At 62.5% G+C, this 26,851-nt stretch carries 30 protein-coding genes; 16 read left to right on the top strand and 14 right to left on the bottom strand.

Features of this window, described 5'->3' with window-relative positions:
• The first annotated feature begins 21 nt into the window (after positions 1–21).
• On the top strand, positions 22–843 hold the full coding sequence (locus NKI35_RS09055) for a tetratricopeptide repeat protein (RefSeq protein ID WP_352510958.1): 822 nt from the start codon (positions 22–24) through the stop codon (positions 841–843).
• A 113-nt stretch (positions 844–956) separates the two neighbouring features.
• Here NKI35_RS09055 and NKI35_RS09060 read toward each other — a convergent pair whose 3' ends face one another.
• From NKI35_RS09060 to NKI35_RS09100, 9 genes are all read right to left on the bottom strand, one after another.
• Positions 957–1,973 carry a type II secretion system F family protein gene (locus tag NKI35_RS09060; protein WP_023703460.1) on the bottom strand — a complete coding sequence of 339 codons (1,017 nt, stop codon included), beginning with the start codon at positions 1,971–1,973 and terminating at the stop codon, positions 957–959.
• 39 nt (positions 1,974–2,012) lie between these two features.
• On the bottom strand, positions 2,013–3,026 hold the full coding sequence (locus NKI35_RS09065; RefSeq protein WP_023703461.1) for a type II secretion system F family protein: 1,014 nt from the start codon (positions 3,024–3,026) through the stop codon (positions 2,013–2,015).
• A gap of 29 nt (positions 3,027–3,055) precedes the next feature.
• Entirely contained in the window at positions 3,056–4,561 is a 1,506-nt protein-coding gene (locus tag NKI35_RS09070) for a TadA family conjugal transfer-associated ATPase (RefSeq protein ID WP_352739589.1), read from the bottom strand.
• Positions 4,562–4,590: 29 nt separating this feature from the next.
• Complete coding sequence (locus NKI35_RS09075; protein ID WP_023681982.1) at positions 4,591–5,874, bottom strand: CpaE/TadZ family protein; 1,284 nt, start codon at positions 5,872–5,874, stop codon at positions 4,591–4,593.
• Positions 5,875–5,928: 54 nt separating this feature from the next.
• Positions 5,929–6,666, bottom strand: a complete 738-nt coding sequence (locus tag NKI35_RS09080) for a CpaD family pilus assembly protein (RefSeq protein WP_023681983.1) — start codon at positions 6,664–6,666, stop codon at positions 5,929–5,931.
• Positions 6,667–6,680: 14 nt separating this feature from the next.
• Entirely contained in the window at positions 6,681–8,213 is a 1,533-nt protein-coding gene (locus NKI35_RS09085; RefSeq protein ID WP_352739591.1) for a type II and III secretion system protein family protein, read from the bottom strand.
• Positions 8,210–9,022 (bottom strand): Flp pilus assembly protein CpaB, encoded by an 813-nt coding sequence (cpaB, locus tag NKI35_RS09090; protein ID WP_023681985.1) that lies wholly within the window; start codon positions 9,020–9,022, stop codon positions 8,210–8,212. The genes NKI35_RS09085 and cpaB overlap by 4 nt, the downstream gene beginning before the upstream one ends.
• A 205-nt stretch (positions 9,023–9,227) precedes the next feature.
• Complete coding sequence (locus NKI35_RS09095) at positions 9,228–9,746, bottom strand: A24 family peptidase (RefSeq protein WP_023740760.1); 519 nt, start codon at positions 9,744–9,746, stop codon at positions 9,228–9,230.
• Positions 9,747–9,895: 149 nt separating this feature from the next.
• Positions 9,896–10,066 (bottom strand): Flp family type IVb pilin, encoded by a 171-nt coding sequence (locus tag NKI35_RS09100; protein WP_023681987.1) that lies wholly within the window; start codon positions 10,064–10,066, stop codon positions 9,896–9,898.
• A 345-nt stretch (positions 10,067–10,411) separates the two neighbouring features.
• Between NKI35_RS09100 and NKI35_RS09105 the strand changes: the two genes are divergently transcribed.
• The 3 genes from NKI35_RS09105 to NKI35_RS09115 all read left to right on the top strand — a co-directional run bounded on the left by NKI35_RS09105 (position 10,412) and on the right by NKI35_RS09115 (position 12,268).
• Positions 10,412–10,834, top strand: coding sequence for a pilus assembly protein N-terminal domain-containing protein (locus NKI35_RS09105; RefSeq protein ID WP_023681988.1), 423 nt, complete (start codon positions 10,412–10,414; stop codon positions 10,832–10,834).
• A 155-nt stretch (positions 10,835–10,989) separates the two neighbouring features.
• Positions 10,990–11,607: a TadE/TadG family type IV pilus assembly protein gene (locus tag NKI35_RS09110; RefSeq protein WP_031196259.1), complete on the top strand. Its 618-nt coding sequence runs from the start codon at positions 10,990–10,992 to the stop codon at positions 11,605–11,607.
• Positions 11,608–11,632: 25 nt separating this feature from the next.
• On the top strand, positions 11,633–12,268 hold the full coding sequence (locus NKI35_RS09115; protein WP_023715314.1) for a TadE/TadG family type IV pilus assembly protein: 636 nt from the start codon (positions 11,633–11,635) through the stop codon (positions 12,266–12,268).
• Between the two features lie 25 nt (positions 12,269–12,293).
• Here NKI35_RS09115 and NKI35_RS09120 read toward each other — a convergent pair whose 3' ends face one another.
• On the bottom strand, positions 12,294–13,247 hold the full coding sequence (locus tag NKI35_RS09120; protein ID WP_352739593.1) for a PhnD/SsuA/transferrin family substrate-binding protein: 954 nt from the start codon (positions 13,245–13,247) through the stop codon (positions 12,294–12,296).
• 175 nt (positions 13,248–13,422) lie between these two features.
• Between NKI35_RS09120 and NKI35_RS09125 the strand changes: the two genes are divergently transcribed.
• The 4 genes from NKI35_RS09125 (at position 13,423) to rpsT (ending at position 16,784) form a co-directional block, all read left to right on the top strand.
• On the top strand, positions 13,423–14,661 hold the full coding sequence (locus tag NKI35_RS09125) for a phosphopentomutase (RefSeq protein ID WP_023715312.1): 1,239 nt from the start codon (positions 13,423–13,425) through the stop codon (positions 14,659–14,661).
• Positions 14,654–15,544 (top strand): bifunctional DNA-formamidopyrimidine glycosylase/DNA-(apurinic or apyrimidinic site) lyase, encoded by an 891-nt coding sequence (mutM, locus tag NKI35_RS09130; RefSeq protein ID WP_352739596.1) that lies wholly within the window; start codon positions 14,654–14,656, stop codon positions 15,542–15,544. Before NKI35_RS09125 ends, mutM begins: the two co-directional genes overlap by 8 nt.
• 40 nt (positions 15,545–15,584) lie before the next feature.
• Entirely contained in the window at positions 15,585–16,358 is a 774-nt protein-coding gene (locus tag NKI35_RS09135; RefSeq protein ID WP_023681994.1) for an enoyl-CoA hydratase, read from the top strand.
• A gap of 159 nt (positions 16,359–16,517) precedes the next feature.
• On the top strand, positions 16,518–16,784 hold the full coding sequence (rpsT, locus tag NKI35_RS09140; protein WP_023681995.1) for a 30S ribosomal protein S20: 267 nt from the start codon (positions 16,518–16,520) through the stop codon (positions 16,782–16,784).
• Positions 16,785–16,810: 26 nt separating this feature from the next.
• Here the strand turns inward: rpsT and NKI35_RS09145 are convergent, their stop codons facing one another.
• On the bottom strand, positions 16,811–17,026 hold the full coding sequence (locus NKI35_RS09145) for a hypothetical protein (protein ID WP_156941260.1): 216 nt from the start codon (positions 17,024–17,026) through the stop codon (positions 16,811–16,813).
• A gap of 604 nt (positions 17,027–17,630) precedes the next feature.
• Between NKI35_RS09145 and dnaA the strand changes: the two genes are divergently transcribed.
• Positions 17,631–19,175 (top strand): chromosomal replication initiator protein DnaA, encoded by a 1,545-nt coding sequence (gene dnaA / locus NKI35_RS09150; protein WP_031193297.1) that lies wholly within the window; start codon positions 17,631–17,633, stop codon positions 19,173–19,175.
• A gap of 27 nt (positions 19,176–19,202) precedes the next feature.
• On the opposite strand, the gene NKI35_RS09155 is transcribed toward dnaA, so the two are convergent.
• The gene (locus NKI35_RS09155; protein WP_155922476.1) at positions 19,203–19,478 is read right to left on the bottom strand and encodes a hypothetical protein; all 276 of its coding nucleotides are present in this window, start codon (positions 19,476–19,478) and stop codon (positions 19,203–19,205) included.
• Between NKI35_RS09155 and dnaN the strand changes: the two genes are divergently transcribed.
• From dnaN to NKI35_RS09185, 6 genes are read left to right on the top strand one after another with little or no spacing between them, the layout of a single operon-like run.
• Complete coding sequence (dnaN, locus tag NKI35_RS09160; protein WP_023669575.1) at positions 19,477–20,595, top strand: DNA polymerase III subunit beta; 1,119 nt, start codon at positions 19,477–19,479, stop codon at positions 20,593–20,595. The two genes, NKI35_RS09155 and dnaN, sit on opposite strands and share 2 nt — an antisense overlap.
• Before the next feature lie 58 nt (positions 20,596–20,653).
• On the top strand, positions 20,654–21,799 hold the full coding sequence (gene recF, locus NKI35_RS09165) for a DNA replication/repair protein RecF (protein WP_352739599.1): 1,146 nt from the start codon (positions 20,654–20,656) through the stop codon (positions 21,797–21,799).
• A gap of 31 nt (positions 21,800–21,830) precedes the next feature.
• Positions 21,831–22,586 carry a molybdopterin-synthase adenylyltransferase MoeB gene (locus NKI35_RS09170; protein WP_352739601.1) on the top strand — a complete coding sequence of 252 codons (756 nt, stop codon included), beginning with the start codon at positions 21,831–21,833 and terminating at the stop codon, positions 22,584–22,586.
• 4 nt (positions 22,587–22,590) lie between these two features.
• The gene (locus tag NKI35_RS09175) at positions 22,591–23,079 is read left to right on the top strand and encodes a GNAT family N-acetyltransferase (protein ID WP_023826816.1); all 489 of its coding nucleotides are present in this window, start codon (positions 22,591–22,593) and stop codon (positions 23,077–23,079) included.
• Positions 23,076–24,329 (top strand): aconitase X, encoded by a 1,254-nt coding sequence (locus tag NKI35_RS09180; RefSeq protein WP_352459191.1) that lies wholly within the window; start codon positions 23,076–23,078, stop codon positions 24,327–24,329. Before NKI35_RS09175 ends, NKI35_RS09180 begins: the two co-directional genes overlap by 4 nt.
• Positions 24,326–24,739, top strand: a complete 414-nt coding sequence (locus tag NKI35_RS09185) for an aconitase X swivel domain-containing protein (RefSeq protein ID WP_352459192.1) — start codon at positions 24,326–24,328, stop codon at positions 24,737–24,739. Before NKI35_RS09180 ends, NKI35_RS09185 begins: the two co-directional genes overlap by 4 nt.
• A gap of 12 nt (positions 24,740–24,751) precedes the next feature.
• Here the strand turns inward: NKI35_RS09185 and NKI35_RS09190 are convergent, their stop codons facing one another.
• Entirely contained in the window at positions 24,752–25,753 is a 1,002-nt protein-coding gene (locus tag NKI35_RS09190; protein ID WP_352739604.1) for a 2-hydroxyacid dehydrogenase, read from the bottom strand.
• Positions 25,754–25,910: 157 nt separating this feature from the next.
• On the opposite strand from NKI35_RS09190, the gene NKI35_RS09195 reads away from it, so the two are divergent.
• The gene (locus NKI35_RS09195) at positions 25,911–26,468 is read left to right on the top strand and encodes an SH3 domain-containing protein (RefSeq protein WP_023703477.1); all 558 of its coding nucleotides are present in this window, start codon (positions 25,911–25,913) and stop codon (positions 26,466–26,468) included.
• A 13-nt stretch (positions 26,469–26,481) separates the two neighbouring features.
• Here the strand turns inward: NKI35_RS09195 and NKI35_RS09200 are convergent, their stop codons facing one another.
• Positions 26,482–26,841 carry a DUF4260 domain-containing protein gene (locus tag NKI35_RS09200; protein ID WP_352739606.1) on the bottom strand — a complete coding sequence of 120 codons (360 nt, stop codon included), beginning with the start codon at positions 26,839–26,841 and terminating at the stop codon, positions 26,482–26,484.
• Between the last annotated feature and the right edge of the window lie 10 nt (positions 26,842–26,851).

Raw genomic sequence — 26,851 nt, forward strand, 5'->3', positions numbered from 1 at the left:
AGAATGGAGAGCCCCGTGCCGATGCCCACCAGCCGAAGGATGAACGTCACGGGCAAACGGTTGGTCACCACGGCGCTGCTGATGGCGCTGGCGGCCGGTGCTGCGGGGTGCGGAACCAGCAAGCTCACGACCGGCTCGATCGGGCGCACCAGCGGCAAACCGCTGGAAACCATGTCGGCCAGCGAGTTGCACGGGGCGACCGGGCGGCTCGGCGAATCCTACGCAAAGAACCCCAACGACAAGCGGCTGGCGACAAATTTTGCGGCGGCGCTCCAGATGGACGGCGATGCCGACCAGTCGCTTGCCGTGATGCGCAAGCTGGCGATCGCCTACCCCAAGGATCGCGACGTGCTTGCCGCCTACGGCAAGGCGCTGGCCGCCAACGGCCAGTTCGAGCCGGCGCTCGACGCCGTGCGCCGGGCGCAGACGCCGGAATATCCGGACTGGCGGCTGATGTCGGCCGAGGCCGCCATTCTCGACCAGCTTGGCCAGAAGGATGAAGCGCGCCAGAACTACCGCAAGGCGCTGGACCTCAAGCCGAACGAACCCTCGATCCTTTCCAATCTCGGCATGTCCTATGTGCTGGAAGGCGATCTACGCACCGCCGAGACCTATATGCGCTCGGCAGCCCAGCAACCGAATGCCGACAGCCGGGTGCGCCAGAACCTTGCGCTGGTCGTGGGACTGCAGGGCCGCTTCGACGAGGCCGAGAAGATCGCCTCGCAGGAGCTTTCGCCGGAACAGGCGCAAGCCAATGTAGCCTATCTTCGCCAGATGCTTGCCCAGCAGAACGCCTGGAGCCAGCTCAAGGATCAGGACAAGGCAAAGGCGGCGACCAACTGAGCGCCGCATGGGCGCCGGCTCCGCACAGCGCAAAATCCGTCCACGCATCAACGCTGAAAGCCAAGAGCCGCACTGCATTGGCAGTGCGGCTCTTTGTATGGCTGCAACGAGGCCTACTGGCTTGAGGAATTGTGCTGGTCGCCGAAGATGCCGCGCTGGCTGACCTGAATGCCGGCTGGGCCCAGAATGATGGCGAACAAAACCGGCAGGAAGAACAGGATCATCGGCACGGTAAGCTTCGGCGGCAGGGCGGCGGCCTTCTTCTCGGCTGCATTCATGCGCATGTCGCGGCTTTCCGCGGCCAGCACGCGCAATGCGTGCGCCACGGGTGTGCCGTAGCGTTCCGCCTGGACCAGTGCCTGGGACACTGACTTCACCGATTCCAGGCCGGTACGAGCCGACAGGTTTTCATAAGCCTGCTTGCGTTCCTGCAGATAAGAGAGTTCGGCATTGGTCAGCACGAATTCCTCCGCCAGCGCCACCGATTGCGAACCGATCTCCTCGGAGACCTTGCGCAAGGCAGCCTCGACCGACATGCCCGACTCGACGCAGATCAGCATCAGGTCGAGCGCATCCGGCCACGCCGCCTGGATCGACTGCTTGCGCTTGGCGGCACGATTGTTGACGTAAAGGATAGGCGCATAGAAGCCGGCGTAGGCGACGAGAATGCAGACGAACAGTTTCGCGAAGGCCGGCCGGTCAGGCAGTCCGCCGAGCACGAACAGATAGATCGCTGCCAGCGCGAAACCCACAAATGGCAGGATCAGGCGGAAAAACAGGAAGCGCGTCAGCGGGTTTTGGCCACGAAAGCCCGCCACCTTGAGCTTCTGCAACGTGCCTTCATCGGCCAACGCACGCCGCAGGTCGAGCCTGTCGACGATGTTGCGCATGCCGATCGACTGCTCTTCGCGCAGCCCCTTGCGGCGGCGATCGGCTTCGTTGGCAAGCCGCGAGCGCTGCTTGGCGCGCAATTCGTCACGCTCCAGCGCCACCGATTTCATGCGCGCCTTGAGCTGATTGCCGCCAAGCGCCGGCAGCAACGTGAAGACGGTCGCGAACACCGCAACGCCGACCAGCAATGCGATCAGGAAGGCAGGATCGGTCAGCGATTTTACGACTTGGTCGGTCATCCGTTTTCAGTCTTTTCGTTCGAGCTTTCCAAGGTGGGCCTAAACTTCAAAGTTCATCATCTTGCGCATCACCAGAATGCCGATCGACATCCACACGCCGGAACAGCCAAGGATCAGATTGCCGGTGCTGGTGGTGAACAGCGGCATGATGTAGTTCGGGCTCGACAGATAGACGAGAAGGGCGACGACAATAGGCAGCGCGCCGATGATGACGGCCGACGCCTTCGCTTCCATGGACAGCGCCTGGACCTTGGCCTTCATTTTCTTGCGATCGCGAAGCACGCGCGAAAGGTTGCCTAGCGCCTCGGAGAGATTACCGCCGGCCTGTGACTGGATCTGGATAACGATTCCGAAGAAACTTGCCTCGCTGCACGGCATGGTCTCAGCCATGCGCAAGGTGGCGTCGGGGATGGACATGCCAACCTGCTGCGAATCGACGATCCGGCGGAACTCGGTCTTGACCGGCTCCGGCGATTCATTGGCGATCAGGCGAATGGCGTCGTTGAGCGGCAGGCCGGATTTGACGGCGCGCACGATGATGTCGAGGGAGTTGGGAAATTCGTTGAGGAACGCCTTGACCCGGCGCGCGCGGCGAAACGAGACGAACCAGCGTGGCAGGCCGAGCGCGCCGGCCAGAAGCGTACCCGGCAGGACAAGTAGCGGCGCGCCGGCGAGATAGGCGAGCACCGTCAGCGCGATGCCGCAAATGACGGAGTAGATATAGAAACGCTCGATCGAGACCTGCATGCCGGCCTGACGAATCTGGGCCTTCAACGGCGGCTTCTTGACGGCGAGTTCGTTGGTTTTCTGCTTTTCGTCGAGCTGTTTCAGCGTGTCCTGGACAGATTTACGCCGCTTGACCGCCTCCGCGACACGGTCGCGCGAAGCCTTGACGACCGAACGATCGGTCTCGGCGGCCTTGATCGTCTCGAGCCGCTTGCCGGCCTGCTTCTCGTTGCTCATCTTGGTGAACAGGAAGGCATAGGCGACCGCACCGGCGCTGAAGCCGGCGAGCACGATGAACGCCAGTACGGTGGTATCAATTCCGAACATCGACCTCAGTCCCCACGCCTCGATATGCGTTAGTCAGCGCGTTTCTCCATCGATTCCAGAGCATTGGCGAGGCGCTGTTCCTCGCCATAGTAGCGGGCGCGATCCCAGAAATGCGGACGGCCGATGCCGGTCGACACATGCTCGCCAAGCAGCCTTCCGTTCGAGTCCTCGCCCTTGATGTTGTAGAGCACGATGTCCTGCGTGATGATGACGTCACCTTCCATGCCGATCACCTCGGTGATGTGGGTGATGCGGCGCGAGCCGTCGCGAAGGCGTGCTGCCTGGATGATGACATCGACGGAGCCGACGACGATTTCACGCACGGTCTTCTGCGGCAGCGAATAGCCGCCCATGGCGATCATCGATTCGATACGGTTCAGGCATTCGCGCGGGCTGTTGGAGTGGATCGTTCCCATCGACCCGTCATGGCCGGTGTTCATCGCCTGCAGCAGGTCGAAAACCTCCGGTCCGCGCACTTCGCCGACGATGATGCGTTCGGGCCGCATGCGCAAGCAGTTCTTGACCAGGTCGCGCATGGTCACCTCGCCTTCGCCCTCGAGATTGGGCGGGCGGGTTTCGAGACGTACCACGTGCGGCTGCTGCAGTTGCAGTTCGGCCGAGTCCTCGCAGGTGATGACGCGTTCCTCGCGGTCGATATAGTTGGTCAAGCAGTTGAGCAGCGTCGTCTTGCCGGAGCCGGTACCGCCGGAGATGACGATGTTGCAGCGGACGCGGCCGATAATCTTGAGTATCTCGGCGCCCTGCGGCGAGATGGCGCCGAACTTGACCAGCTGATCGAGCGTCAGCTTGTCCTTCTTGAACTTGCGGATGGTGAGCGCGGTGCCGTCGATGGAGAGCGGCGGCGCGATCACGTTGACGCGAGACCCGTCAGGAAGACGGGCGTCACAGATCGGGCTCGATTCGTCGACGCGGCGGCCAACCTGGCTGACGATGCGCTGGCAGATGTTGAGCAGCTGCTGATTGTCGCGGAAGCGGATGCCGGTCTGTTCGACCTTGCCGTTGACTTCGATGTAGACGTTCTTGGAGCCGTTGACCATGATGTCGGCGATATCGTCGCGGGCGAGCAGCGGCTCCAGCGGCCCGTAGCCTAGCACATCGTTGCAGATGTCGTCGAGCAACTCTTCCTGCTCGGCGATCGACATTGCGAAATTTTTGATGGCGATGATGTCGTTGACGATATCGCGGATTTCCTCGCGCGCGCTCTCGGGATCGAGTTTCGCAAGTTGCGACAGGTCAATGGTGTCGATGAGTGCGGAGAAGACCTGGCTCTTGGTGTCGTAGTAGGTTTCGCTTTTTTCGCGCTGGATCTTTTTTGGCGGCTCCGGCGCCATCGACGGCGCCTCAACGGCACGGCGAGTTGGCGGCGTTGCCAGCGCTCCCGGCGGCGGCGCTGCCGGGGGTCGGGCAGGTACCGCCATGTCCGCAGGCGTTGCAGCAGCCGGCGCCGCTGACGCTGGCTGACGGAACTCCGGGGTGAACCGGCCGCCGTCGTCGGAGCCTCTTTTTCCAAACATGATCGACTACCAATTTCGCTTGAGAAGCGTCATTTCTTGTTACGCGAGAGCTTGCCGAGGAGGCCGCCAAGGCCTGCCTTCTTCCTGGCCTTGATTTCGCTGCGACCGGTCAGCACGTGCGCGATTTCGTTGATCATGCCGACGACCGGGCTCTTGGGATCCATCTCGCCCAGCATGCGGCCGTTGTTCGCGGCATTTCCAAACAACAACGGGTCGAAGGCGATGACCGACATCGGCGTGAGGCTGAGCGGCTCGGCGAAGTCGGACGCGGAAATCTCGGGCCGTTTCGGCACGCCGGCCTGATTGATGATCAGTTTCGGCGGCGGATCGTTCGGGCGAAGCCGCGTCAGCATATCGACCAGATTCTTGGTGTTGCGCAGATTGGCCAATTCCGGCGTCGCAGTGATGACGATCTCGTCGGCCTTGATCAGTGTGTTCTTGGTCCAGCCCGTCCAGATATGGGGGACGTCGAGCACCAGCAGCGGCACGCTGCGCTGGGCGGTATCGATGAGTTGCGTGAAGGCATCGGGATCGAAATCATAGACACGTTCGAGGGTGGAGGGCGCGGCGAGCAGCGACAGATGTTCGGCGCACTGGGCAAGCAGACGGTCGAGATAAACCTCGTCGACGCGTTCGGGCGAAAACACGGCCTCGGCGATGCCTTGCGCAGGGTCCTGGTCGAAGTTTATGTTGGCCGTCCCGAAAGCCAGGTCGAGATCGGCGACGACCACTTCCGACTTGAACAGCGATGACATCGCCCACGCCACATTGTGGGCGATGGTCGAGGAGCCGACGCCACCCTTGGCGCCGACGAAGGCGATCGAGCGGCCGATCGGCTCGGCTTCCGGATCGACGAAGATCGACGAAACCACCGAGACAATATCGGCCATCGACACGGGCGCGATGACGTATTCGGAAATACCGAAGCGGATGAGTTCGCGGTAAAGACCGACATCGTTGTAGTGGCCGATCACCACGACTTTAGAGGAGGGATCGCAATATTCTGAAAGCTGGGCAAGCTGCTCCAGCAACTGCTTCGGTTCGCTGCGCGACTCCAGAAGGATGAGGTTCGGCGTCGGCGCGGATTGGTAGAATTCGATCGCCGTGGCGATGCCGCCCATATGCACTTTCAGATGCGCCTTGGCCATGCGGCGATCCTCGCCGGCCCGCTCCACCGGATGCGCGACACCTTCCGTCTCGCAAAATGCCTGGATGGAAATACGCGGAACCGGCCGCAGCGCCTGCATCGCGGCAATATCCAATTGCGAGCTGTCGCCGCCGTCTACGGGCGTATCGTAGGCAAGATTGCTCATTGTCATGCTCTTTTCCGTGACTTCTCTTCCGGTCTCTACGCGGGACCGGCGCTCCTAGTACGTCACTTCCGAATTGCCGAGGAACTCGTCCGAAATACCTCTGCCGCGGTAGACGTCGATCACCGCGCCGCGGTTCTCGGCGTCGATGTCGGACGACTTTCTTGGCCCGAGCAGATCGGTCGGATTGGCGAGTTGCGCGGCGAGGTTGTTTTGAGACGAGCAGCCGTAATCGGCGTAGTGCTTGTTTTCGGAGGTTTCGAGGATGTCTTCGGGCCAGCGCCCGCATTTGTCGGTCTGGGCTCTCACCGAAATATAGGAAACGCGGATAGGCGCCGACGCTTCCGGGGAAACCGACTGGTAGGAGGTCACCACGATCCGGTTTAGCTTGATGCCGCTGGCAACCGCCAGCCTTGCGAAATCGCGCGCCGCGGCAGTCGCCGCGACCTCATTAGCCGAGCCGATCGGGGTTGCGATCGTCAGCGCCGGGGCAGCGCTCTTGTCGTAACCGTCGAGGAAGCCCAGAAGCGTGTCGCGCTGCGAGCCGGTCATGCCGCGATCGCCGGCGCCGACCGGGAGGTCGAGCTTCTGGTTCTTCTCAGCAATTACGATCGGATGCGTGGTGCGATAATCATCGGGAATCGCCCCAACCGTGATGCTGTCGCGCTTAGCGCAACCGGCAAGCGAGGCGGCGATCGCGACCGCCAGGATCGGCATTGCCGATCGGCGGATCCGGCCACGGCCAGACCATGCCGTTGCGGCAATCGCCAGTACCTTTGATGCTGACTGAGACATGTCCGCTTCCCCGCTTACTTGTAGATGAAGCCGACAACGCCGTGGTAGCGGCCGTTGGGCTTGTCGGTCTGCATGGTGCCGTAGACGCGGTTGACGCGGCCAAGGAACATGGCCGGACCATCGCCGGCGGCATTGAAATTGTCGTCCGGCTTAGCCAGGTGGTTGCGCGCCACCGGCCGAGCCAGATAAGGCGTGATGATGATGACCAGTTCAGTTTCATTGCGGACGAAATCGCGGCTGCGGAATAGCGTGCCGAGCACCGGGATCTTGGTCAGGCCGGGCAAGCCCGATACAGCCTGGCGGACGTCGTCGCGAACGAGGCCGGCAATCATCATCGAACCGCCCGACGGCAATTCGACGGTGGTGTCGGCAAGTCTCTTGCGGATCGACAGAAGCGTCAGGCCGGGCAAGCTGCCGCCGCCTTCCAGGGTGGTAGCACCTTCCGAGGTCGGCTCCGAAACCGATGTTCTGACCTTGAGGCTGATCCGGCCCGCCGACAGCACAACGGGCTGGAACTCGAGGCCTATGCCGTATTCCAGCTTTTCGTTGGTGTAGGTGACCTGGCCGGTCTGGTTGTCGGTCGAAACGTTGTTCGTACGTGCCGTGATGAGATTGAATTCGCCGCCGACCCTGAACGTTGCCTTCTCGCCCGAAACCGCGGTGAGGGTCGGTTCTGCAAGCGTCTTCATGACGCCGCTTTGCTCCATGGCATTGATGTAGGCTTTGAGGCCACTGCCGCCCAAGTTAAAGCCTGAATTCTGCGAAAGCGGCTTTCCCAAACCGTAGTTGGGCGAACTCAGCGCACCGTAAGCGATGCCGTCCATGCTGCCGCTGCCAACCATGTTGACGCCGAGCTGCTTCATCACCGAGCGGCTGACTTCGGCCACGGTCACCTTCAGCGTCACCTGGTCGTCGCCGATGATCTGTAGCAGGTTGACGATCTTCGAGACCCGGCGTTCGGCATCCGGGTTGTTGATGTCGACGCCCCCATTGGCATTGCCGCCGGCCGCGGTCTGCGAATACTGGCCCGTCGTCGCTTCACCTCCGGACACGAAGATGGTTGCCAGATCGACGGCGCGCTTGGCATCGAGCGGCGTATCCACCGTCCCGGTCAGGACGACGTTGTCGTTCAGCAATTCGACCTTGATCTCGGCATTCGGAAGGAAGCGCTTGAGGTAGTCTTCCAATCCGGCGACGTCGCGTTCGACGGCCAGATCCAGGCTGGCAATCTGCTCGCCATTGGGACCGAAGACGAAGATGTTGGTTTCGCCCACCGACTTGCCGAACAGATAGATGCGCCTTGCGGTGCGGGTCACCGCATCGGCGACCGCGGGATTGGCGACAAGGATGTCGTAGGCGTCGCTCGGCAGATCGATGACGACCGATTTGTTGAGGCCGAGCTTGACACGTTGCGTGGCGGTCGAGGCCGTGACCCCGACGCTCTTTCCGGCGGCCTTGGCGTCGCCGAGGCCACTTGCATGGGCTCCGAGGAAAAGCAGGCCGACGGCTGCAGCCATGGTGACCGGCAGTTTAGCGACTAACCTCATTTCCTTGCCCCTACTTCGGAAACTTCGCCCGATTTGATCAACCGCACCGTTCCGCGCCGCCCACTGCCGGAAACGAGGTAGTCGGCTTCATCGGTACCCTTTTCCTTGTTGTCGGTGATCGAGCGCAGCGCCAGCGTCAGGCGATCGGCCATCTGCTGGGCGACGGTTATGATCTCGGCCTGCTGCGGCGTCAGCTCCAGCGTCGCCGTCTGTCCGACCCTGGTCTTCTTGCCTTCCTCGTCCTCCTGGATGGTCTGATCGATCGCCAGGACGCGGATGTTCTTGAGGATGGTCTCGGTGGTGAATCCGCTGCCGCCGTTGCCGGTGTCGGATCTGCGGGTCATGATGACGTCGACAAAATCGTTGGGCAGGATGAACCCGCCTGCCGACGTGTCAGCCGAGATCGCGGTGGCGACGGCACGCATGCCGGTGGGCAGGATCGAAGACATGAAGCTTTGCCCCTCGCCGATCAGCTTGGAGCGCCGCAGCGGCTCACCGGTGTACATCGCCATGCGGGCGACGGAGCCCTTCAGTTTCTCCCGCGCTTCGGGTTCGGCGGCACGGGTGATGAAATTCGCATTGATGCCATCGGACGGCCAGGACTCCCAGCTGAGATTGTTCTCAAGTGGGCTGCCCATCGGCACGTCGCCGGAAAGCACGAGCACATCCTGCAAGGCAATGGCCGGCGCCTGCGGGGCATCGGCGACGACCTGCTGGGGCGGGACCGCCACCATATTCTTGGCAACATAACCTGCACCACCCGCCGCAGCCACCGCCACGCCCAGAATAATCAGTCGGGATGCTGGCATCTGTCCGAACCCTCGCCTTTAGGCAACCACCTAGCCAGGCCGGACTTTGCAGCGGCAATCGTCAAAACAAGGTTAATGCAATGCTTACGATCGTGATTAATTTAAGGTTTACATAAATTGGACGGACCCGTGCTCCGACGACAGAAAGGGCGACCAGCGGCCTCTTTTCAGACCGATGTCGGAGCGGCAAAGGTTGCTTGCTGCTTCAGTTCGCCAGCTTTGCCAGTGCCCAAACCATCAGGGGTGAATCCGGATAGGTCAGCAGCCCGCCAATGCCGAGTGCAATGCCGTAGGGAACGCCAGTCGTGTCGTCGGCGAAATGGCGCAGGAATACATTGTGGCTGGTGTAAATCGCCAGCGGCGATTTCCGGTAGAGAAGGATGGCGAGCGTCAGCAGTCCGCCGATGAACGTCGATATCACGAGATACTCGACAAGGTGAATGTTGAACCCCATCCAGACGGCGGTGCCGGCGAGCAGCTTGGCGTCGCCGCCACCCATGCCGCCGAGTGCAAACAGACCGAACGTCACGGCCAGCACTAGGGCGCCGGCGGCGAAATGCCAGCCATAGGTTGCCCAGTCCATGGCCGTCAGCGGCGCAACCAGCGCAAACACCGCCAGCAGCAGCACCGGTACGCGGTTGGCGATCGTCATCGACAGCATGTCGGAGATCGCGGCGAAGAGCATGCAAAAAGGAAAGATGACGAAGATCAACGCTTCGAGCATGGGCGCGACACCCTGTTGCCAACTGTGTCCAGCCTCAGCCTAGACATATATGATTAACGATCGATGAGACTGGGTTACTCAAAACCGCCCGACGCGATGAAATAAGGGCCGCCAGTCAGGCGGCCCCTATCTCTAAGGCAACCAGGGTATTACGAACCACTCACCTTACCGGCGATGGCGATGAACTTGTTGTTCAGGGCGTTGCCGAGCTGACCAGCGCCAAAAATGATGGCAAGCGCGATGAGAGCGGCGATCAGACCGTATTCGATAGCGGTCGCGCCGGATTCGTCCTTCGCGAAACGTGCGATGAGATTAGACATTCGAGAGCTCCTACTCCACGTGTTACAGCACTTCCGTCAACTTCTGTGGTGGTTGATCGGATGCTGCCAATCTACGGAGAAGCTCTTTCAATCGGCTTAATAAACAGCCTTACCGATTCCTTTCCCGCTTCGAACAGCTTGCGTGGTTAACCGTAAACTAAACGCTGGACAGTGGCTCGCCTGCCCGTGAAAAGCTGTAATTTCACGGCTATCGGCAGGACGCATTGTTATATCAGCTGGCAGCAAGATTGGAGCGAATACCCGGCGCCGGTCAAGGGTTTAACCGTTGGTTCACCAATCTCCTTCATGTTCCGTGAACAAGTTTTGCCGCTGTGGAGCGCCTTGATGACCGCCATGAAATCGTCATTCCTGCTTGTCGCGCTTCTCGCCGTCCCGGCCTTCGTGCTGCCGGCCAAGGCCGGAGCCGGCATTGAAGTGACGATGAACCAGGCCAAGATCGTCAAACTGACACGCCCCGCCGACACCATCGTCGTCGGCAATCCGGCGATCGCCGACGCCTCCGTCCAGGATGCATCGACGATCGTGCTGACGGGCAAGGGATTCGGCGTGACCAATCTGGTTGTCCTCGACCACGATGGCAGCCCGATCGTCGACGAGCAGGTGACCGTAGTGCGCCAGGACGCGTCGTCGGTGCGTATCTACAGGCGCGCCTCGGTCCAGACCATGTCCTGCACGCCCTATTGCGAAAGCTCGTACAAGAGCGACTCGGAAAAGTCGTCCGAGGCCGAGATGAGCGCTGGGCAGTAAGCGCCTCAGGTGACTTGATTGTCTGGGGGAGAGCCGCGTCGGTTAGCGGCCGGTTAACGTCGCCTGGTCGAATTTAACGGTCATTCAAACCGGAGCTAAATGGGTTCTTGATAGTGGTGCTGACGGTACCGCATCAGGATCGGCAGGAACGGGTTATGGGCGACGTTTTGGACGAGGATTCAAGACGCAAGATCTGCAAGGCCAAGGCAGGGCGCGTGACGTTTGCCCGTCGTTTCCTTGGTGATCGGCGCGGCGGCACGGCGATAGAATTCGCCATGCTTGCGTTACCGTTTGCGGCTCTCGTCTTCGCCATCCTCGAGAGCTGCATTTCATTTGCCGGACAGGAGGTGATGGCCAACATCACCGATGATATCGCCCGTCAATTGCGTACTGGCCAGTTGAGGCAAGCCGATGTGACGGAAGAGAAGCTAAAGGGTAGGGTCTGCGCCAGACTCGAGATCATTGTCGCCAAGGGTTGCCCCGGTTTGCTGGTTGATCTGCGCCCGTTCAAGACCTTTGCCGGGGCAGCCAGTGCGGGTTTCAAGATTTCCGGCTCGACCATCACGCTGACGGGCAAGGATCCGGATACAGGCAAGGACCCGGCTTTCGGGACCCCCACAATAGGTCCGGCAGAATCAAAGAACATGCTGCGGGTTTTCTACCCTTGGCCGGTCATGACCGATTTCATGGCTCAATACATGTCGAATATGGATGGCGGCAAGACGCTGCATTACGCAACGGCAACGTGGCAAAACGAGCCATTCGACAACTGAGGCACGTGTAGCAAAGGAAAAGGGCATGTTTCGTGCGGGGGCACATCCGGGGATATCGGTTATCTGGAAGAGAGCGGCGCGGTTTTGTGCCGATCGGCGGGGCATAGCGGCGGTCGAGTTTGCCCTCATCGTGCCCGTCTTGCTGATCATGTATTTCGTTACCATGGAGGCCTCGCAAGCCATCGAGGCCAGCAAGAAGGTCAGCCGCATCAGCTCCATGGTTGCCGACCTCGTCACGCAGCAAACGTCGGTGGTCAATGCAGATCTCACCGACATTATGAAAATCGGAAACTCCAGCCTTCAGCCTTATAACCGCTCAGTCGCCGATATCTTCATCACAGCAATCGACATCGAAGCCGATCCGGGCAAACCGACACCGAAGGCGAAGGTGGCGTGGTCCTGGCGCGTGCTGAATGGGGTCACGAGCCGCGACTCCAACCCGACAAGCTCCACCACTGTTCCGGCGACGCTCAACGTTGCGGGGACTTTCCTTATTCGTGTCAAAACCACTCTCAAATATGAACCGATCATCTCCTGGTCGGAAAGCGCCGAAAAGCCGCTCGGATTTATCTCGGCCTTCAACGAAGGCAAAATAACGATGAGCGAAACCTACTATCTCAGGCCGCGCCGGGCCACCTCGATCCCCTGCAGCAATTGCTGAAGCAGTTCTACCCATTCAACCCGGGTCATTGCGCGCTGCTGTCCGTGCTGCCTGACACCAGGCGCACGATGGAAGCGGCCATCGCATAGTCACTCGCAGCGGCGAGCGTGAACCCTCCCGCATGTTTCGATTCCACGAAATCGTAGACTTCCGGCGACTGCGATCGGAGATTGGTGAGGAAGACGGTCAGTCGGCGTTTGGCTTCGAGGTCGAGATCGCTGCGGACGGCGTGAGGGCCGTATCTGAGCACGCCGGAGGTCCAGATGATCTGGAGCGCGGCTTCTGGAATGCCCGCCGCCTCCAGCCGCGCCGCCGTGCCGTCCGGATCCGCCGGCTGATCGCCAGCAATCGCCGTCCGGTTTTCCGCCCTGGCCCGCTCCCAGCCGAACAAGGCATCGGCCTGGCCATCGACCAGCATCGCTTCTGCGGCGGCAGCCGAGCCGGCATGAGCGAGGAATGGCGCATCCTGACTGATCTTGATGCCGTCGGCCGCCAGCCCGGCGAGCGGTAGAAGCGAACCGCCGACATAGTCGGAAGGCGCCATGGCGATGCGGTGCGTTTCCAGGGCCGCGAGATCGGAAAGCCTGCCGTCGCGCGTCAAAAGCACGGAGCGGATGCCCGTGGCACCGTCGGCGTCGACCGGCGCCACAAGAGGTTCGACGCAGCCGCAGCGCTCCGAGGCGGTGGCGTAGGCGGTCGCCGAATAGACCGCGTATTGAATCCGGCCATTGGCCTGCGCCTCGATCAGCGCCGCATAGTCATGCGCGACGACGAATTCCACCTTCATGCCGAGCGCCCTGCCGTAGGCGTCAGTCAGCATGGCCAGACCCGGAACCGTGTTGCCGGCGCCCGGCTCGGCAACGATGCCGATCCGAAACGTGCCGATCTGGTCGCGCCAGTCGGCGTGCGCGGCGAGCTGCGAGGCCAGCAGTGCTACGGTGGTCGCCAGTGCACTCCAACCGAGGTCAGCCCGTCTCATCGATCCATGCCCCGCACACCGTTCCTTGAAGCGCATTGCATGTCTCAAGGATGCGTACACCACGCCTGCCCGACTTCGCGACCATCGCGTCAGGCCGTTGCCGCCTGGTTTACGATTTGCCAATGCCGCGACGGGACCTTATGTCTGGTCAACCAGACTGGCAATGACGGCACCTATGTCACGCGCTTTCCTCTTCGTTCTCGATTCTTTCGGCATTGGCGGCGCCGCCGATGCCGAACGCTATGGCGACGCCGGCTCGAACACATTGGGACATATCGCGCTGGCTTGCGCGGAAGCCCGCGCCGATCGCGAGGGCCTGCGCGAGGGACCGCTGAAGGTGCCCACCATGGTTTCGCTCGGTCTCGGCCGCGCAGCAGAAACCGCAACCGGCTTCCAATTCGACAGCAAAGCCGCCGTTTCAGCCTCCGCCTTCCACGGCGCCGCGCAGGAGATTTCGAGCGGCAAGGATACGCCGTCGGGTCACTGGGAAATCGCCGGGCTGCCAGTGCGGTTCGACTGGGGCTATTTCCCCGATAAGGTGCCCGCCTTCCCTGCCGAACTGACCGAAGCGATGATCCGCGAGGGCAAGGTCCCAGGCATTCTCGGCAACTGCCATGCACCCGGCACGGAGATCATCGAGCGCTTCGGCGAGGAGCATATCCGCACCGGCCAGCCGATCTGCTACACCTCGGTCGATTCCGTCCTGCAGATAGCAGCGCACGAAGTTCATTTCGGCCTGGAGCGGCTCTACGAGTTCTGCAAGACGGTACGCCGGCTGGTCGACCCGCTGAAGATCGGACGGGTGATCGCACGGCCTTTCCTGGGCGAAACATCAGCCACGTTCGAGCGCACCTACAACCGCCATGACTACGCCGTGCCGCCGCCTGAGCCGACGCTGCTCGACCGCTTGACCGGGCGCGGCAGCCGGGTGATCGCGGTCGGCAAGATCGGCGACATCTTCGCCCACCGCGGTATCTCGGAAGTACGCAAGGCGCCCGGCAACATGGCAATGTTCGACAAGGCGCTGGGCGCGATGGACGATGCCGGCGACGGCGACCTGGTGTTCGCCAATTTCGTCGACTTCGACACCGAGTTCGGCCATCGCCGCGACGTCGCCGGCTATGCTGCGGCGCTCGAAGCCTTCGACCGCCGGCTGCCCGAGGCACTGGCAAAGCTGAAGCCGGGCGATCTGCTCATCCTCACCGCCGACCATGGCAACGATCCGACATGGCGTGGCACCGACCACACGCGCGAACGCATCCCGGTCATCGGCATCGCACCGGGTCTCACGGGCGGCGACATCGGGCTCAGGACCACCTTCGCCGATATCGGCGAGACGGTCGCCGAACACCTCAAGCTGGCGCGCGGCCGCCACGGCGCTTCCTTCCATGCGGCGATAGGCGGCCATGCCTGAACTGCCCGAGGTCGAAACGGTCCGGCGCGGCCTGCAGCCGGTTCTGGAATGCGCGCGGATCGTGCGCGTCGAGGCGCGCCGGCCCGATCTCAGATTTCCGTTTCCGGGGAAATTTGCGCAGCGGCTGACCGGCAAGACCGTCACCGCGCTTGGCCGCCGCGCCAAATATCTCACCATACACCTGGACGGTGGCCCGGTGCTGATCTGCCATCTCGGCATGTCGGGCTCGTTCCGCATCGAGGCCGCTGATGACAAAGAGACGCCCGGCACGTTCCATCAAGAGCGCTCGAAGGATGCCAAGCACGACCATGTGGTGTTCCATGTCGTGTCGCCTGTCGGCGTCCAGTCTCGCGTGGTCTTCAACGACCCGCGTCGCTTCGGCTTCATGCTGTTTGCGGAAGGCCTGGCCGACGCGCATCCGATGCTGGCGGGACTGGGCGTCGAGCCGACCGGCAATGCGCTGGAAGGCACCCTGCTCGCCTCGCTGCTGAAGGGCCGCAGATCGCCGTTGAAGGCGGCGCTGCTCGACCAGAAGCTGATTGCCGGGCTCGGCAATATCTATGTGTCGGAAGCGCTGTGGCGCGCCGGCCTGTCGCCATTGCGCGAGGCAGGCACCATCGCGGGGACCGGCAAGAAGGCCAAGGAACAGAGCGAACGACTGGCCGAGGCAATCCGTTCGGTGATCGCCGATGCGATCGCCGCCGGCGGGTCTTCGCTGCGCGACTATGTGCACACAGACGGGTCGCTGGGCTATTTCCAGCATTCCTTCGCGGTCTACGATCGCGAAGGCGAGCCCTGTCCGACGCCCGGCTGTCGCGGCCACATCGAGCGCATCGTGCAAAGCGGCCGCTCGACCTTTTATTGCCGGACCTGCCAGCGGTAAGCTAGACAGTCCTTCAGTGCCGCAACCAGGAGGCCAGCCCATGAGCTATGAAACCATCATCGTCGAGACGCGCGGCAAGGTCGGCCTGATCACGCTGAACCGGCCCAAGGCGCTCAACGCGCTGAACGCGCAGGTGCTGGCGGATTTGCTGACGGCGGCAAAGGGGTTCGACGCCGATCCCGGCATCGGCGCCATGGTCATCACCGGTTCCGAGAAGGCTTTTGCGGCGGGCGCCGACATCAAGGAAATGCAGGCCGTCACCTACGCGGAGGCCTATGTGCAGGATTTCTTCGTCGGCTGGGAAGAGTTTACCCGTGCGCGCAAGCCGATGATCGCGGCGGTCGCCGGCTATGCACTGGGCGGCGGCTGCGAACTGGCGATGATGTGCGATTTCATCATTGCCGCCGACACGGCGAAATTCGGCCAGCCCGAAATCACGCTCGGCGTCATTCCCGGCATGGGCGGGTCGCAACGGCTGACCCGCTTTGTCGGCAAGTCGAAGGCCATGGACATGTGCCTGACCGGTCGGATGATGGATGCCGCCGAAGCCGAGCGCAGCGGCCTGGCCTCGCGCGTCGTGCCGGCCGGCGAGTTGATCGAGGAGGCGATGAAGGCCGCGGCCAGGATATCAGAGTTTTCACTGCCATCGGTGATGATGGCCAAGGAGGCAGTCAACCGCGCCTACGAGACGACGCTGGCGGAGGGACTGCGCTTCGAACGCCGGCTGTTCCACTCGCTGTTTGCGCTCGACGACCAGAAGGAAGGGATGGCAGCCTTTGCCGAGAAGCGGAAGCCGAATTTCACCAATCGCTAGAGTGGCGGCGGAGAGGACCAAAAAGAAGCCAAAGCGGCGTTGACGCGCCGGAAAAGCTGAACTATAAGCCGCTCCAACCGAGGCGGCCGTTGGCTGCCCGTTTGTTTTTTGCGCCCTGCGGCATCCCGCATGCGCCCACCAGATCAGAAGAGAGGCATCATGGCCAATACCTCCTCGGCCAAAAAGGCAACGCGCAAGATCGCCCGCCGCGCAGCGATCAACAAGAACCGCCGCTCGCGCGTGCGTACATATGTCCGCCAGGTCGAAGAGGCACTGGCTGCCGGCGACAAGGCAGCCGCGCTGGAAGCCTTCAAGACCGCAGAGCCGGAATTGATGCGCGCCGCGACCAAGGGCGTGATCCATAAGAATACGGCATCGCGCAAGGTGTCGCGTCTGGCTCACCGCCTCAAGGTGCTGTCGGCCTGATTGACCGTTCCTGAACTGTCGTTCTTTCAAACCCGGCCAATCGCGCCGGGTTTTTTCGTTTGCCGGCAAGCACTTAAAAAGAACGGCCGCAAAGCACGCCCGAGCCGCATTCCAGAGTCTGGAATGCTTTGCCGGCACATACACTCCCACTGATATTCCAATCCGCCGAAACGGCCCACGCCAATAAATTTGGCTGTCACAAATTGCTGATGTTTTTCAACGACTTGCTGGAAGTGATCCACAGCTTGTTCACATCGCCTGTGGGCGATAGGCAGCAAGTTGGTGTCAAGCGAATTATTTCAGAAAATTTCAAACCGCAGAGCCATTTTCATATTCGCGGCAAAAGGGTTTGAATCCCAATGGCTTTGTCAAAATATGCGCTTCCAGCACGGAGCCCGAACCGTTGTTCACTAACCAGATTCCTTAAAAATCCGTTAGAGGTGGCCTTGCCCTATCCACAGCGATTTCGGTAATGTCGATCTATCGAAAGGGACGGGCCTTAGCCCTTAACCCAGCCTGAATCGGCCAGCTAACAGTGGCAGAATTCATGACGTGGATCAATTCCGCGAACGGGTATGGCTTGCCTTTTCGATACGATAGGGGACTGGCGTAATTGTACATGGCAGCTTGATGGCGCACCGGCGTTTTCGCCGGGTAGCACCGCTTTGCCCGAACATGTCAGACGGACTGGCCTTAAGCAGCCGGGACCGATCCCATTCTGACGAGGCAACGTCATCCGCCGGCGGCGGCGGTGGTGTTGTAGCGAAGATACGGTCGCCGGAAACATGGGTGCAGGAGGCGCACTCCCGGCGGAAAAAAGGTACAAAGGAAAAGGAACGCACAATCATGCAGAGCGGCATCGAGCGGGAGCTTACGGGCGACCTGCCATTTCCCGGAACATTGGTCGGAGCGCACGATATGGCGGCTTCCAGCGACGCGGAACAGAAGTTCGACCGGGTCAAGGCCCAGTTGAAGGCGCGCCTGGGAACCGAGGTCTATTCGAGTTGGTTCGGCCGTATGAAGGTGGCTGAGGCTTCCCGGGGCATTGTACGCATCTCGGTGCCCACGGCCTTCCTGCGCTCGTGGATCAATGGCCATTATCTCGATCTCATCGCCGATCTGTGGAAGCACGAGGATCCCGAAATCCTCAAGATCGAGATGGTCGTGCGCACCGCGACCCGTCCTGCCCGCAATGGGGTCGAACCCGAGGTCGTGCCGGCGCGCAAGATGACCAAGCATACGCAGACCGCATTGGCGGCCGGCACGGTCGGCCCCGGCAGGGTGGAGCGGGCGCCCGCCCCTCGTCCCGGCACGCCGATCGAGAGCGAATTCCGGCACAATGTGCTGGGGTCGCCGCTCGACCCGCGCTACACGTTCGGCTCCTTCATCGAAGGCCCGTCGAACCGGGTGGCTTTCGCCGCAGCCAAAGCCGTGGCGGAATCGCAGTCGAGCGCGGTGCGCTTCAACCCGCTGTTCCTTCATGCGACCGTCGGGCTCGGCAAGACGCACCTTTTGCAGGCGATTGCGGCCGAATCCCTGAAACAGAACCCGAAATCGCGCGTCGTCTATCTGACGGCCGAATATTTCATGTGGCGCTTCGCCACCGCGATCCGCGACAACAATGCGCTGACGCTGAAGGAACAGCTGCGCGACATCGACCTCTTGATCATCGACGACATGCAGTTCCTGCAGGGCAAGTCGATCCAGCACGAATTCTGCCATCTCATCAACATGCTGCTCGACAGTGCCAAGCAAGTGGTGGTTGCCGCTGACAGGCCGCCGTCGGAACTGGAATCGCTGGAACCGCGGGTGCGCTCGCGCCTCAATGGCGGTGTCGCGCTGGAAATGTCGGCGCCGGACTTCGCCATGCGCATCGGCATGCTCAAACTTCGGCTTGCCACCGCCAAGGTTGACGATGCATCGCTCAATATTTCGGAGGAGATCCTCAACCATGTCGCCCGCACGGTGACCGGCAGCGGTCGTGAGCTGGAGGGCGCGTTCAACCAACTGCTGTTTCGTCAGTCGTTCGAGCCGGCGATCACCATCGACCGCATCGACGAGATCCTGGGGCACATCTATCGCTCTGGCGAGCCGAAGCGGGTGCGCATCGAGGACATCCAGCGCATCGTGGCGCGCCACTACAATGTGTCGAAGACCGAGTTGCTGTCCAACCGGCGCACGCGCACCATCGTGAAGCCCAGGCAGGTCGCCATGTACCTGTCGAAGGTATTGACGCCGCGCTCGCTGCCGGAGATCGGCCGGCGGTTCGGCGGCCGCGACCACACCACGGTGCTGCATGCGGTGCGCAAGATCGAGGACCTTTCCGGCGTCGACAACACGCTGGCGCAGGAACTGGAACTGTTGCGCAGGCTGATCAACGACCAAGCCTGATCGGCGCGGCAAACGGAGCGCGCCGGGTTAGAGTATTCGGTCGTCGCGCTTTAAATTTTCTTGTTTTGATGCATGTCGTTGTCCCAAAACCGCTGCGCAGTTTTCGGCGACATGCATCGGTTGCCGGCCAACGTCCGCTTTATCCCCAGAAAGCCCGCTTAACCGGCGCGAACCGGTGGCCCGGACTTGCGTTTGCTGGCTTTTTCCTGTCAGTTTGCATAGATTCTGAGCCTGTTCAGACCTTTCGCGGGGCGCCGCCCACTGGTGACCCGTCCATTCATTCAAGCGAGCCTGTTTCGTCATGCGTGTTATCCTGGAACGGTCCAATCTCCTGAAGTCGCTCAACCACGTTCATCGCGTGGTCGAGCGGCGCAATACCATACCGATCCTGTCGAACGTGCTGCTCAGCGCCGAGGGCGCCAGCCTTGAAATGAAAGCCACCGACCTCGACCTCGAAGTGACCGAAGCGACGCCGGCAAAGGTCGAGCGCGGCGGGGCGACGACGGTTCCGGCGCACCTGCTCTACGACATCGTGCGCAAGCTGGCCGACGGCGCCGAAGTGATGCTGAAGACCGACGAGGACGGCAACGCCATGACGGTAACGTCGGGCCGCTCGAGCTTTCGCCTGCAGTGCCTGCCGCAGTCCGATTTCCCGGAGCTTTCGGCGGGGTCCTTCTCACACATCTTCCGGCTCGATTCCGTCGCCCTGAGAGGCCTGATCGAAAAGACCCAGTTCGCCATCTCCACCGAAGAGACGCGCTACTATCTCAACGGCATCTACCTGCACACGCATGAAACTGGCGGCAAGCTGAAGCTGCGTTCGGTGGCGACCGACGGTCACCGCCTGGCGCGCGCCGAGATCGACGCTCCGGCCGGGTCCGAAGGCATGCCGGGCATCATCATTCCGCGCAAGACGGTCAGCGAATTGCAGAAGCTGGTCGACGATCCCGATGTCGCGGTGACCACCGAATTGTCCGACACCAAGATCCGCTTCACCATCGGCAGCGTGGTTCTGACCTCGAAGCTGATCGACGGCACTTTCCCGGACTACCAGCGCGTCATTCCGACCGGCAACGACAAGAAGCTGATCATCGACCGCCAGAGCTTCGCCGCCGCCGTCGATCGCGTCTCGACCATTTCCTCCGAGCGCGGCCGCGCGGTGAAGCTTTCGATCACCGAAGGCCAGGTGACGCTTGCCGTCAACAATCCGGATTCGGGCAGCGCCACCGAGGAGCTGGCGGCCGACTATTCGTCCGACCCGATCGAGATTGGCTTCAACGCCAAATATCTGCTCGACGTCGCTGCTCAACTCACCGGCACGGAAGCCAAGTTCATGCTGGCCGATGCCGGCTCGCCGACGCTGATCCACGACATGGCCGATGAGACCGCGCTCTATGTGCTGATGCCGATGCGGGTGTAGCCGCACTGCGGCACACTGCAGCATAGTGATTGCGGCGACTTCTACAGGCGGATAGCGGTTGCCGGAACAAAATCACATAAGTAAGCTCACACTTACGAATTTCCGCAATTATGCGGCGTTGTCGATCGGCTTTTCACCCGGCGCGGTGGTGTTTTCCGGCGACAATGGCGCCGGCAAGACCAATCTCCTGGAAGCCATCTCGCTGCTGACGCCTGGCCGCGGCCTGCGCCGGGCGCCCTATGTCGACGTGGCCCGCGAAGGCGGCGATGGCGGCTTTGCGCTCCACGCAAGGCTCGACGGGCCGGAGGGGCAGGTCGAGATCGGCACCGGCATCACCGGGGGTGAAGCGTCCGGCGAGGGCGGTCGCAAGGTGCGCATCAATGGCGCGCCGGCACGGTCGGCCGACGCCATGCTGGAATGGCTGCGCGTGGTCTGGCTGACGCCGGCCATGGACGGCCTGTTCCCGGGGCCTGCCGCGGACCGGCGGCGCTTTCTCGACAGGCTGGTGCTTGCGATCGATCCCGGCCACGGCCAGCGCGCGCTCGACTATGAGAAGGCGATGCGCGGACGTAACCGATTGCTTACGGAAGGTTCGCGAGACGGCGCATGGTTCGACGCCATCGAGATGCAAATGGTCGAAACCGGCGTGGCGATTGCCGCGGCGCGCGCCGAGCTGGTGCGCCTGCTGGCCGCCATGATCGACAGGTTGCCGTCCAGCGGGCCGTTTCCGCAAGCCGACATCAGCCTCTTCGGCGACCTTGAAAGCCATGTCGCCTCAGCACCCGCTGTGGATGTCGAGCAACGCTATCGCGACGCCCTTGCCGACGGCCGCGAGCGCGACCGCGCCGCCGGACGCACGCTCGACGGCCCGCACCGTTCGGATCTACTGGTGCGCCACCGCCCCAAGGCGATGCCGGCCGAACTCTGCTCGACCGGAGAGCAGAAGGCGCTGCTGGTCGGCATCGTGTTGTCGCACGCAAGGCTGACCGGCGAGATGTCGGCGATGACGCCGATCCTGTTGCTCGACGAGATTGCCGCGCATCTCGATGCCGGCCGGCGCGCCGCGCTGTTCTCGATCCTGGAGGAGCTGAACTGCCAGGCCTTCATGACCGGAACCGACGCCGCGCTGTTTTCCAGCCTGAGGGGACGCGCGCAGTTCCTCACCGTCGACCACGGCACGGTTGGGCCAACCGAAGAGACCTGACAAGGTTTTTGCTCCGCTATATGGTCGGGCAATGACCCCTGCCGCCCTCACCGACGAAGAACTCGAACGCTATGCCCGCCACATCGTGCTGCCCGAGATCGGCGGCGCCGGCCAGCAGAGGCTGAAGCGGGCCCGGGTACTGGTCATCGGCGCCGGCGGGCTCGGCGCGCCGGTGCTGGAATATCTCGCTGCCGCGGGCGTCGGCACGCTTGGCATCGTTGATGACGACATTGTCTCGCTGTCCAATCTGCAGCGGCAAGTGATCCACGCCACCGATACGGTCGGCACGGCGAAGACCGAGAGCGCCAAAGCAGCGGTCGCCCGGATCAATCCCCATGTCGCGGTGGAATTGCACGGTTTCAGGCTGACGGCCGACAATGCTGCCGTCCTCGTCACGCGCTACGACGTGGTCGTCGACGGCTCCGACAATTTCGAGACGCGCTATGTGGTGGCTGATGCCTGCGCGGCGGAAAAGCGGCCGCTCGTGCATGCCGCCGTCGGCCGCTTCGACGGCTCGGTGACGGTGTTGATGCCGTTCGGCACCGGCGCCGACGGCAAGCCGAACCCTGGATATCGCGACCTCTTTCCCGAAGCGCCGCCAGAGGGGCTGGTGCCGTCCTGCGCGGTGGCCGGGGTCGTCGGTGCGCTGACCGGCGTCGTCGGCACGCTGCAGGCGATGGAAGCCATCAAGCTGATCACCGGCATCGGCGAACCACTGGTCGGCCGGCTGCTGCTCTACGATGCGCTGTCGGCGCGCTTCGACACGATCCGCTACAAGAAAAACTGACCGCATGGATCAGTCCACCAGCGTCCTTGTTACGCAGCTCGCCTCCGATTTCGAGCGCTGGGATGAACTGCTCAGCCTGATCATGCATTCCTTTGCGCCGATGGACGGCGTCATCGATCCGCCCTCCTCTGCGCATCTGCTGAGCGTCGAAAGCCTGAGGGACAAGGCTGGGCGGGAAACGGTGTTCGTGGCTCTGCAGGGCGGCCAGATCGCAGGCTGCGTTTTTGCGCTGGAGAGACCCGATGATTTCTATGTCGGCAAGCTCGCCGTCGAACTCGGGCTTCAGGGCCAAGGCATCGGCAGACGATTGATGCAGGCTGTCGAGGATCTTGCCCGCAACCGCAACAAACCCGCCATCGAACTGCAGACGCGGGTCGAGCTCACGGCAAATCACGCAACCTTTGCGCGTCTCGGCTTCCGCGAAACCGCGCGCACGGCGCATGACGGTTATGACCGGCCGACCTCGATCACCATGCGCAAGGAGTTCGCGTGAGCCTCGCCCTCAGCGCACAGGAGCAGACAATCGCCTCCGGCCATGACGGGGCGGCGATGGCGATGCGCATCGTTGCCGAAAGCGCTGCGCTGCTCGGCGCGCCGCGACTGATCCCGATCGCCTCGACGCATATAGACGGCGCGCTCTATCACGGCGATTCCGGCACGCTGTTTGCCGAAAGGCTGGTCGATGGCGGCGCCAGGGTCGCGGTGCGCTCGACGCTCAATGTCGGCGCGCTCGACCTGATGGGCTGCTCGCGCGTGCGCCTCGAAGAGCCGGCGCGCGGCATGGCGCGACGAATGATGGAGGCCTACCGCAAACTTGGCTGCGAGCAGAGCTGGACCTGCGCGCCCTATCAGGCCGGCCACAGGCCAGCGCTTGGCAGCGATGTCGCCTGGGGTGAATCCAACGCGGTGGTGTTCTGCAATTCGGTGCTGGGGGCACGCACCAACCGCTATGGCGACTTCCTCGACATCGCGTGCGCCATATCGGGGCGCGCGCCGGATTACGGCCTGCATCGCCCCGAGAACCGGCAGGCACGGCTGGTGTTCGATGTGTCCGGCCTCTCCGCCTCGTTCCTTGGATCCGAGATCGCCTGGCCGGTGCTGGGCAACCTCTACGGCCGTGAGGTCGGCAATGCGGTCGGCGTCGTCACCGGCATATCCAGCCATCCCGGCGAGGATGCGCTGAAGGCCTTCGGCGCGGCGGCGGCATCGTCGGGCGCCGTCGGCCTGTTCCACATTGCCGGCGTGACGCCCGAGGCGCCCGACGCCGAGACCATCCTGGTGGGCGGCAGGCCGGAAACGATGATCCGCGTAACGCCGGAGATGGCCATGAAGGCCCGCGCAGGCCTGTCCACGGCAGCCACGCAAACCGCCATCGATGCGGTGGCGATCGGCAGTCCGCATCTGTCTTTGGCCGAATTCGATGCACTTGAGCGGCTGATTGGTGGGCGGCGGCTCAGCGTGCCGATTTACGCCTGCACCGGCCGCCACGTGCTCACCAGGCTGGAGCAGAACGGCAACCGCAAGATGCTCGAAGCCAGCGGCGTCATCATCGTCGCCGACACCTGCGTGGTGGTGACGCCGATCCTGCCGGATCTGGCCGACGGCGTGCTGATGACCAATTCGGGAAAGTTCGCGCACTACGCGCCGGGCAATACCGGCTACGCCGTGCTTTACGGCTCGCTGGCCGACTGCGTCGAAAGCGCCGTTTTGGGTAAGCCGAGGTTTACGGATATCGCCGCATGAGCGCCGTCGATGAAATCCTGGTGCCGGGCAGCGGAGGCGAAGGGCTGGCCTTGGTGCTGACCGCGCCGATCAGCTTCTGGGGCGGCGTCGACCCGAAGAGTGGCCGCATCGCCGATGTCCGTCACCCGCAGCATGGCGAGACCATTTCCGGGCGTGTGCTGTTCCTGCCCGGCACGATCGGCTCGTCCTCAGCGTCAGCCGTGCTGATGGAACTCGTCCACAATGGCCATGCGCCGACGGCACTCGTGCTGCACGAGCCGGACGCGATCCTGCTGCTTGGCTTGATTGTGGCCAGGGAAATGGGCTGGCGGACGCCGGTAGCGCTCAGGCTCAGGCGCGACGCTTTTGAGGCCTATCGCGGCAAGCGTGTGAGTGTCGCGGCGGATGGGGCCCTCACAACCGCAGCCTGAACGCGGCCCGCTTCAAGTCCGTAGCGGAAGCACGCGGTCCGGCGGCCGGTGGCCGTCGAAGAAGGCGCGGATGTTGATGATCACCTTCTCGCCCATGTCGATGCGGCCCTCGATCGTCGCCGAGCCCATATGCGGCAAAAGCACGACCTTGTTCTTGGCGGCAAGCTTCAGCAGTTTCGAGTTCAGCGCCGGTTCGTGCTCATAGACGTCGAGGCCGGCACCGGCGATCTTGCCGTCCTGGATAAGCTTGACCAGCGCTTCCTCGTCGATAATGTCGCCGCGCGCGGTGTTGACCACATAGGCGGTGGGCTGAAGCAGAGCTAGGCGCCGCGCCGAAAGCAGATGAAAGGTCGCCGGCGTCGACGGGCAATTGACCGAGATGATGTCCATGCGGGCAAGCATCTGGTCGAGGCTTTCCCAATAGGTCGCCTCCAGCCCTTCCTCGACCGCCGGCAGCACGCGATGGCGGTTATGGTAGTGGATGGACAGGCCGAAAGCCTTTGCGCGCTTGGCAACAGCGGTGCCGATGCGGCCCATGCCGACAATGCCGAGGCGCTTGCCCCAGATGCGCCGGCCGAGCATCCAGGTCGGCGACCAACCGGCCCATTTCTTGTCACTGGTGAGCACATTGGCGCCTTCGGCCAGCCGCCGCGGGCCGGCCAGCATCAGCGCCATGGTCATGTCGGCCGTATCTTCGGTCAGCACGTTCGGCGTGTTGGTGACGGTGATGCCTTTCTTGGCCGCCGCCGCCACGTCGATCTTGTCGACGCCATTGCCGAAATTGGCGATCAGCTTGAGATTGTCGCCGGCCTGGGCAATCAGCGCCGCATCGATCTGGTCGGTGATGGTCGGCACCAGCACATCGGCTTCCTTGATCGCCGCGACCAGCTCCGGCTGCGTCATCGGGCGGTCCTCGACATTCAGCCTGGCGTCGAAGAGTTCGCGCATGCGGGTCTCGACCGGATCGGGCAGCTTGCGCGTGATGACGACGAGAGGCCGTTTTTTGCCTGCCATTGTTTCCTCGAACCCGATCTCGTTGAGACCTCTTTAACCAAGACAGGCGAAACTGAATACCGGTCGCGGCGCCTGCCACTCCTGTAACAAGCGGTGCCGCCGAAGACAAAGAAAAAGGGGCGCCCGGACCAAAGGGCACGCGCCGAAAGGAATGAAAGTGTCTGGTTTCGCGTCGCTTCGCCTGATCCTCAGCGCAGCGCTTCTCGGCGCTCTCCTGCATTTCCCGCAAGCCGCGGCGCAAGGTGCCGCCGCACCTGTGCAGACGGTCACGCTCGGGCCGAGCGGCCTGCCGCTGCCGCGTTTCGTCAGCCTGAAATCGGCTCGCGTCAACTCGCGCGTTGGCCCCGGCGCCAACTATTCCGTCGACTGGATGTACACAAAGGCCGGCCTGCCGATGGAAATCATCCAGGAATTCGATACCTGGCGGCGCGTGCGCGATGCCGATGGCTCGGAGGGTTGGATCAACCAGTCGCTGCTGTCGGGCCGCCGGACTGCGATCGTCGCCCCTTGGCAACGCACCAAAGGTGGCCGAATCAATCTGCTCGACGATGCCGATAAGGACGCCAGCGTCATCGCGATCATCGAGCCGGGCGTTACGGGCACGATCAAAACCTGCGATGGCCAGTGGTGCGAAATGACCTTCGACGGCCACACCGGCTGGATCGCCCAGTCGCAGGTGTGGGGCGCCTATCCCGGCGAGCACGTCAAGAATTGAGATTGCTGGAGTCCTAACGGCCGATACGGCCGAGATGGGTGTCCTGAAAACCGGTCGACAATTTGAGACCGTAGCCGAGCGCGCGGTCGACGGCGATGTGGATGATCCAGATCAGACCAATCGCGGTCGCCGTCGAGTTGGCCAGAACATATCCGGCGGGCGCCAGCAACAGCGGGACGATCAATATGTGCAAGGCATTGTAAGCGACAACGCCGATCCGTGCCCCGGCGAGATAGCTCAGCATCGACAGGTCTGGCGCCAGGATAAGCAGGGCGAACAGCCACCAGGAAACGCCTGACGCGGCATAGGCGACTATAGCCACGACCGCGACCGCAACCCATTCGAGCCGGATTGCAAAATCGACAGGTTTCACGGGTTGGGGC

Origin of the sequence: Mesorhizobium sp. M0676 (assembly GCF_040320535.1) — a bacterium.
GTDB lineage: Bacteria > Pseudomonadota > Alphaproteobacteria > Rhizobiales > Rhizobiaceae > Mesorhizobium.

What these genes read in the sequence shown, in the direction of transcription:
- NKI35_RS09055 (WP_352510958.1), top strand. Translation starts at nt 22, where the DNA reads ATGCCCACCAGCCGAAGGATGAACGTCACGGGCAAACGGTTGGTCACC.
- NKI35_RS09060 (WP_023703460.1), bottom strand. Translation starts at nt 1,973, where the DNA reads ATGACCGACCAAGTCGTAAAATCGCTGACCGATCCTGCCTTCCTGATC.
- NKI35_RS09065 (WP_023703461.1), bottom strand. Translation starts at nt 3,026, where the DNA reads ATGTTCGGAATTGATACCACCGTACTGGCGTTCATCGTGCTCGCCGGC.
- NKI35_RS09070 (WP_352739589.1), bottom strand. Translation starts at nt 4,561, where the DNA reads ATGTTTGGAAAAAGAGGCTCCGACGACGGCGGCCGGTTCACCCCGGAG.
- NKI35_RS09075 (WP_023681982.1), bottom strand. Translation starts at nt 5,874, where the DNA reads ATGAGCAATCTTGCCTACGATACGCCCGTAGACGGCGGCGACAGCTCG.
- NKI35_RS09080 (WP_023681983.1), bottom strand. Translation starts at nt 6,666, where the DNA reads ATGTCTCAGTCAGCATCAAAGGTACTGGCGATTGCCGCAACGGCATGG.
- NKI35_RS09085 (WP_352739591.1), bottom strand. Translation starts at nt 8,213, where the DNA reads ATGAGGTTAGTCGCTAAACTGCCGGTCACCATGGCTGCAGCCGTCGGC.
- cpaB (WP_023681985.1), bottom strand. Translation starts at nt 9,022, where the DNA reads ATGCCAGCATCCCGACTGATTATTCTGGGCGTGGCGGTGGCTGCGGCG.
- NKI35_RS09095 (WP_023740760.1), bottom strand. Translation starts at nt 9,746, where the DNA reads ATGCTCGAAGCGTTGATCTTCGTCATCTTTCCTTTTTGCATGCTCTTC.
- NKI35_RS09100 (WP_023681987.1), bottom strand. Translation starts at nt 10,066, where the DNA reads ATGTCTAATCTCATCGCACGTTTCGCGAAGGACGAATCCGGCGCGACC.
- NKI35_RS09105 (WP_023681988.1), top strand. Translation starts at nt 10,412, where the DNA reads ATGACCGCCATGAAATCGTCATTCCTGCTTGTCGCGCTTCTCGCCGTC.
- NKI35_RS09110 (WP_031196259.1), top strand. Translation starts at nt 10,990, where the DNA reads ATGGGCGACGTTTTGGACGAGGATTCAAGACGCAAGATCTGCAAGGCC.
- NKI35_RS09115 (WP_023715314.1), top strand. Translation starts at nt 11,633, where the DNA reads ATGTTTCGTGCGGGGGCACATCCGGGGATATCGGTTATCTGGAAGAGA.
- NKI35_RS09120 (WP_352739593.1), bottom strand. Translation starts at nt 13,247, where the DNA reads ATGAGACGGGCTGACCTCGGTTGGAGTGCACTGGCGACCACCGTAGCA.
- NKI35_RS09125 (WP_023715312.1), top strand. Translation starts at nt 13,423, where the DNA reads ATGTCACGCGCTTTCCTCTTCGTTCTCGATTCTTTCGGCATTGGCGGC.
- mutM (WP_352739596.1), top strand. Translation starts at nt 14,654, where the DNA reads ATGCCTGAACTGCCCGAGGTCGAAACGGTCCGGCGCGGCCTGCAGCCG.
- NKI35_RS09135 (WP_023681994.1), top strand. Translation starts at nt 15,585, where the DNA reads ATGAGCTATGAAACCATCATCGTCGAGACGCGCGGCAAGGTCGGCCTG.
- rpsT (WP_023681995.1), top strand. Translation starts at nt 16,518, where the DNA reads ATGGCCAATACCTCCTCGGCCAAAAAGGCAACGCGCAAGATCGCCCGC.
- dnaA (WP_031193297.1), top strand. Translation starts at nt 17,631, where the DNA reads ATGCAGAGCGGCATCGAGCGGGAGCTTACGGGCGACCTGCCATTTCCC.
- dnaN (WP_023669575.1), top strand. Translation starts at nt 19,477, where the DNA reads ATGCGTGTTATCCTGGAACGGTCCAATCTCCTGAAGTCGCTCAACCAC.
- NKI35_RS09155 (WP_155922476.1), bottom strand. Translation starts at nt 19,478, where the DNA reads ATGACGAAACAGGCTCGCTTGAATGAATGGACGGGTCACCAGTGGGCG.
- NKI35_RS09170 (WP_352739601.1), top strand. Translation starts at nt 21,831, where the DNA reads ATGACCCCTGCCGCCCTCACCGACGAAGAACTCGAACGCTATGCCCGC.
- NKI35_RS09175 (WP_023826816.1), top strand. Translation starts at nt 22,591, where the DNA reads ATGGATCAGTCCACCAGCGTCCTTGTTACGCAGCTCGCCTCCGATTTC.
- NKI35_RS09185 (WP_352459192.1), top strand. Translation starts at nt 24,326, where the DNA reads ATGAGCGCCGTCGATGAAATCCTGGTGCCGGGCAGCGGAGGCGAAGGG.
- NKI35_RS09190 (WP_352739604.1), bottom strand. Translation starts at nt 25,753, where the DNA reads ATGGCAGGCAAAAAACGGCCTCTCGTCGTCATCACGCGCAAGCTGCCC.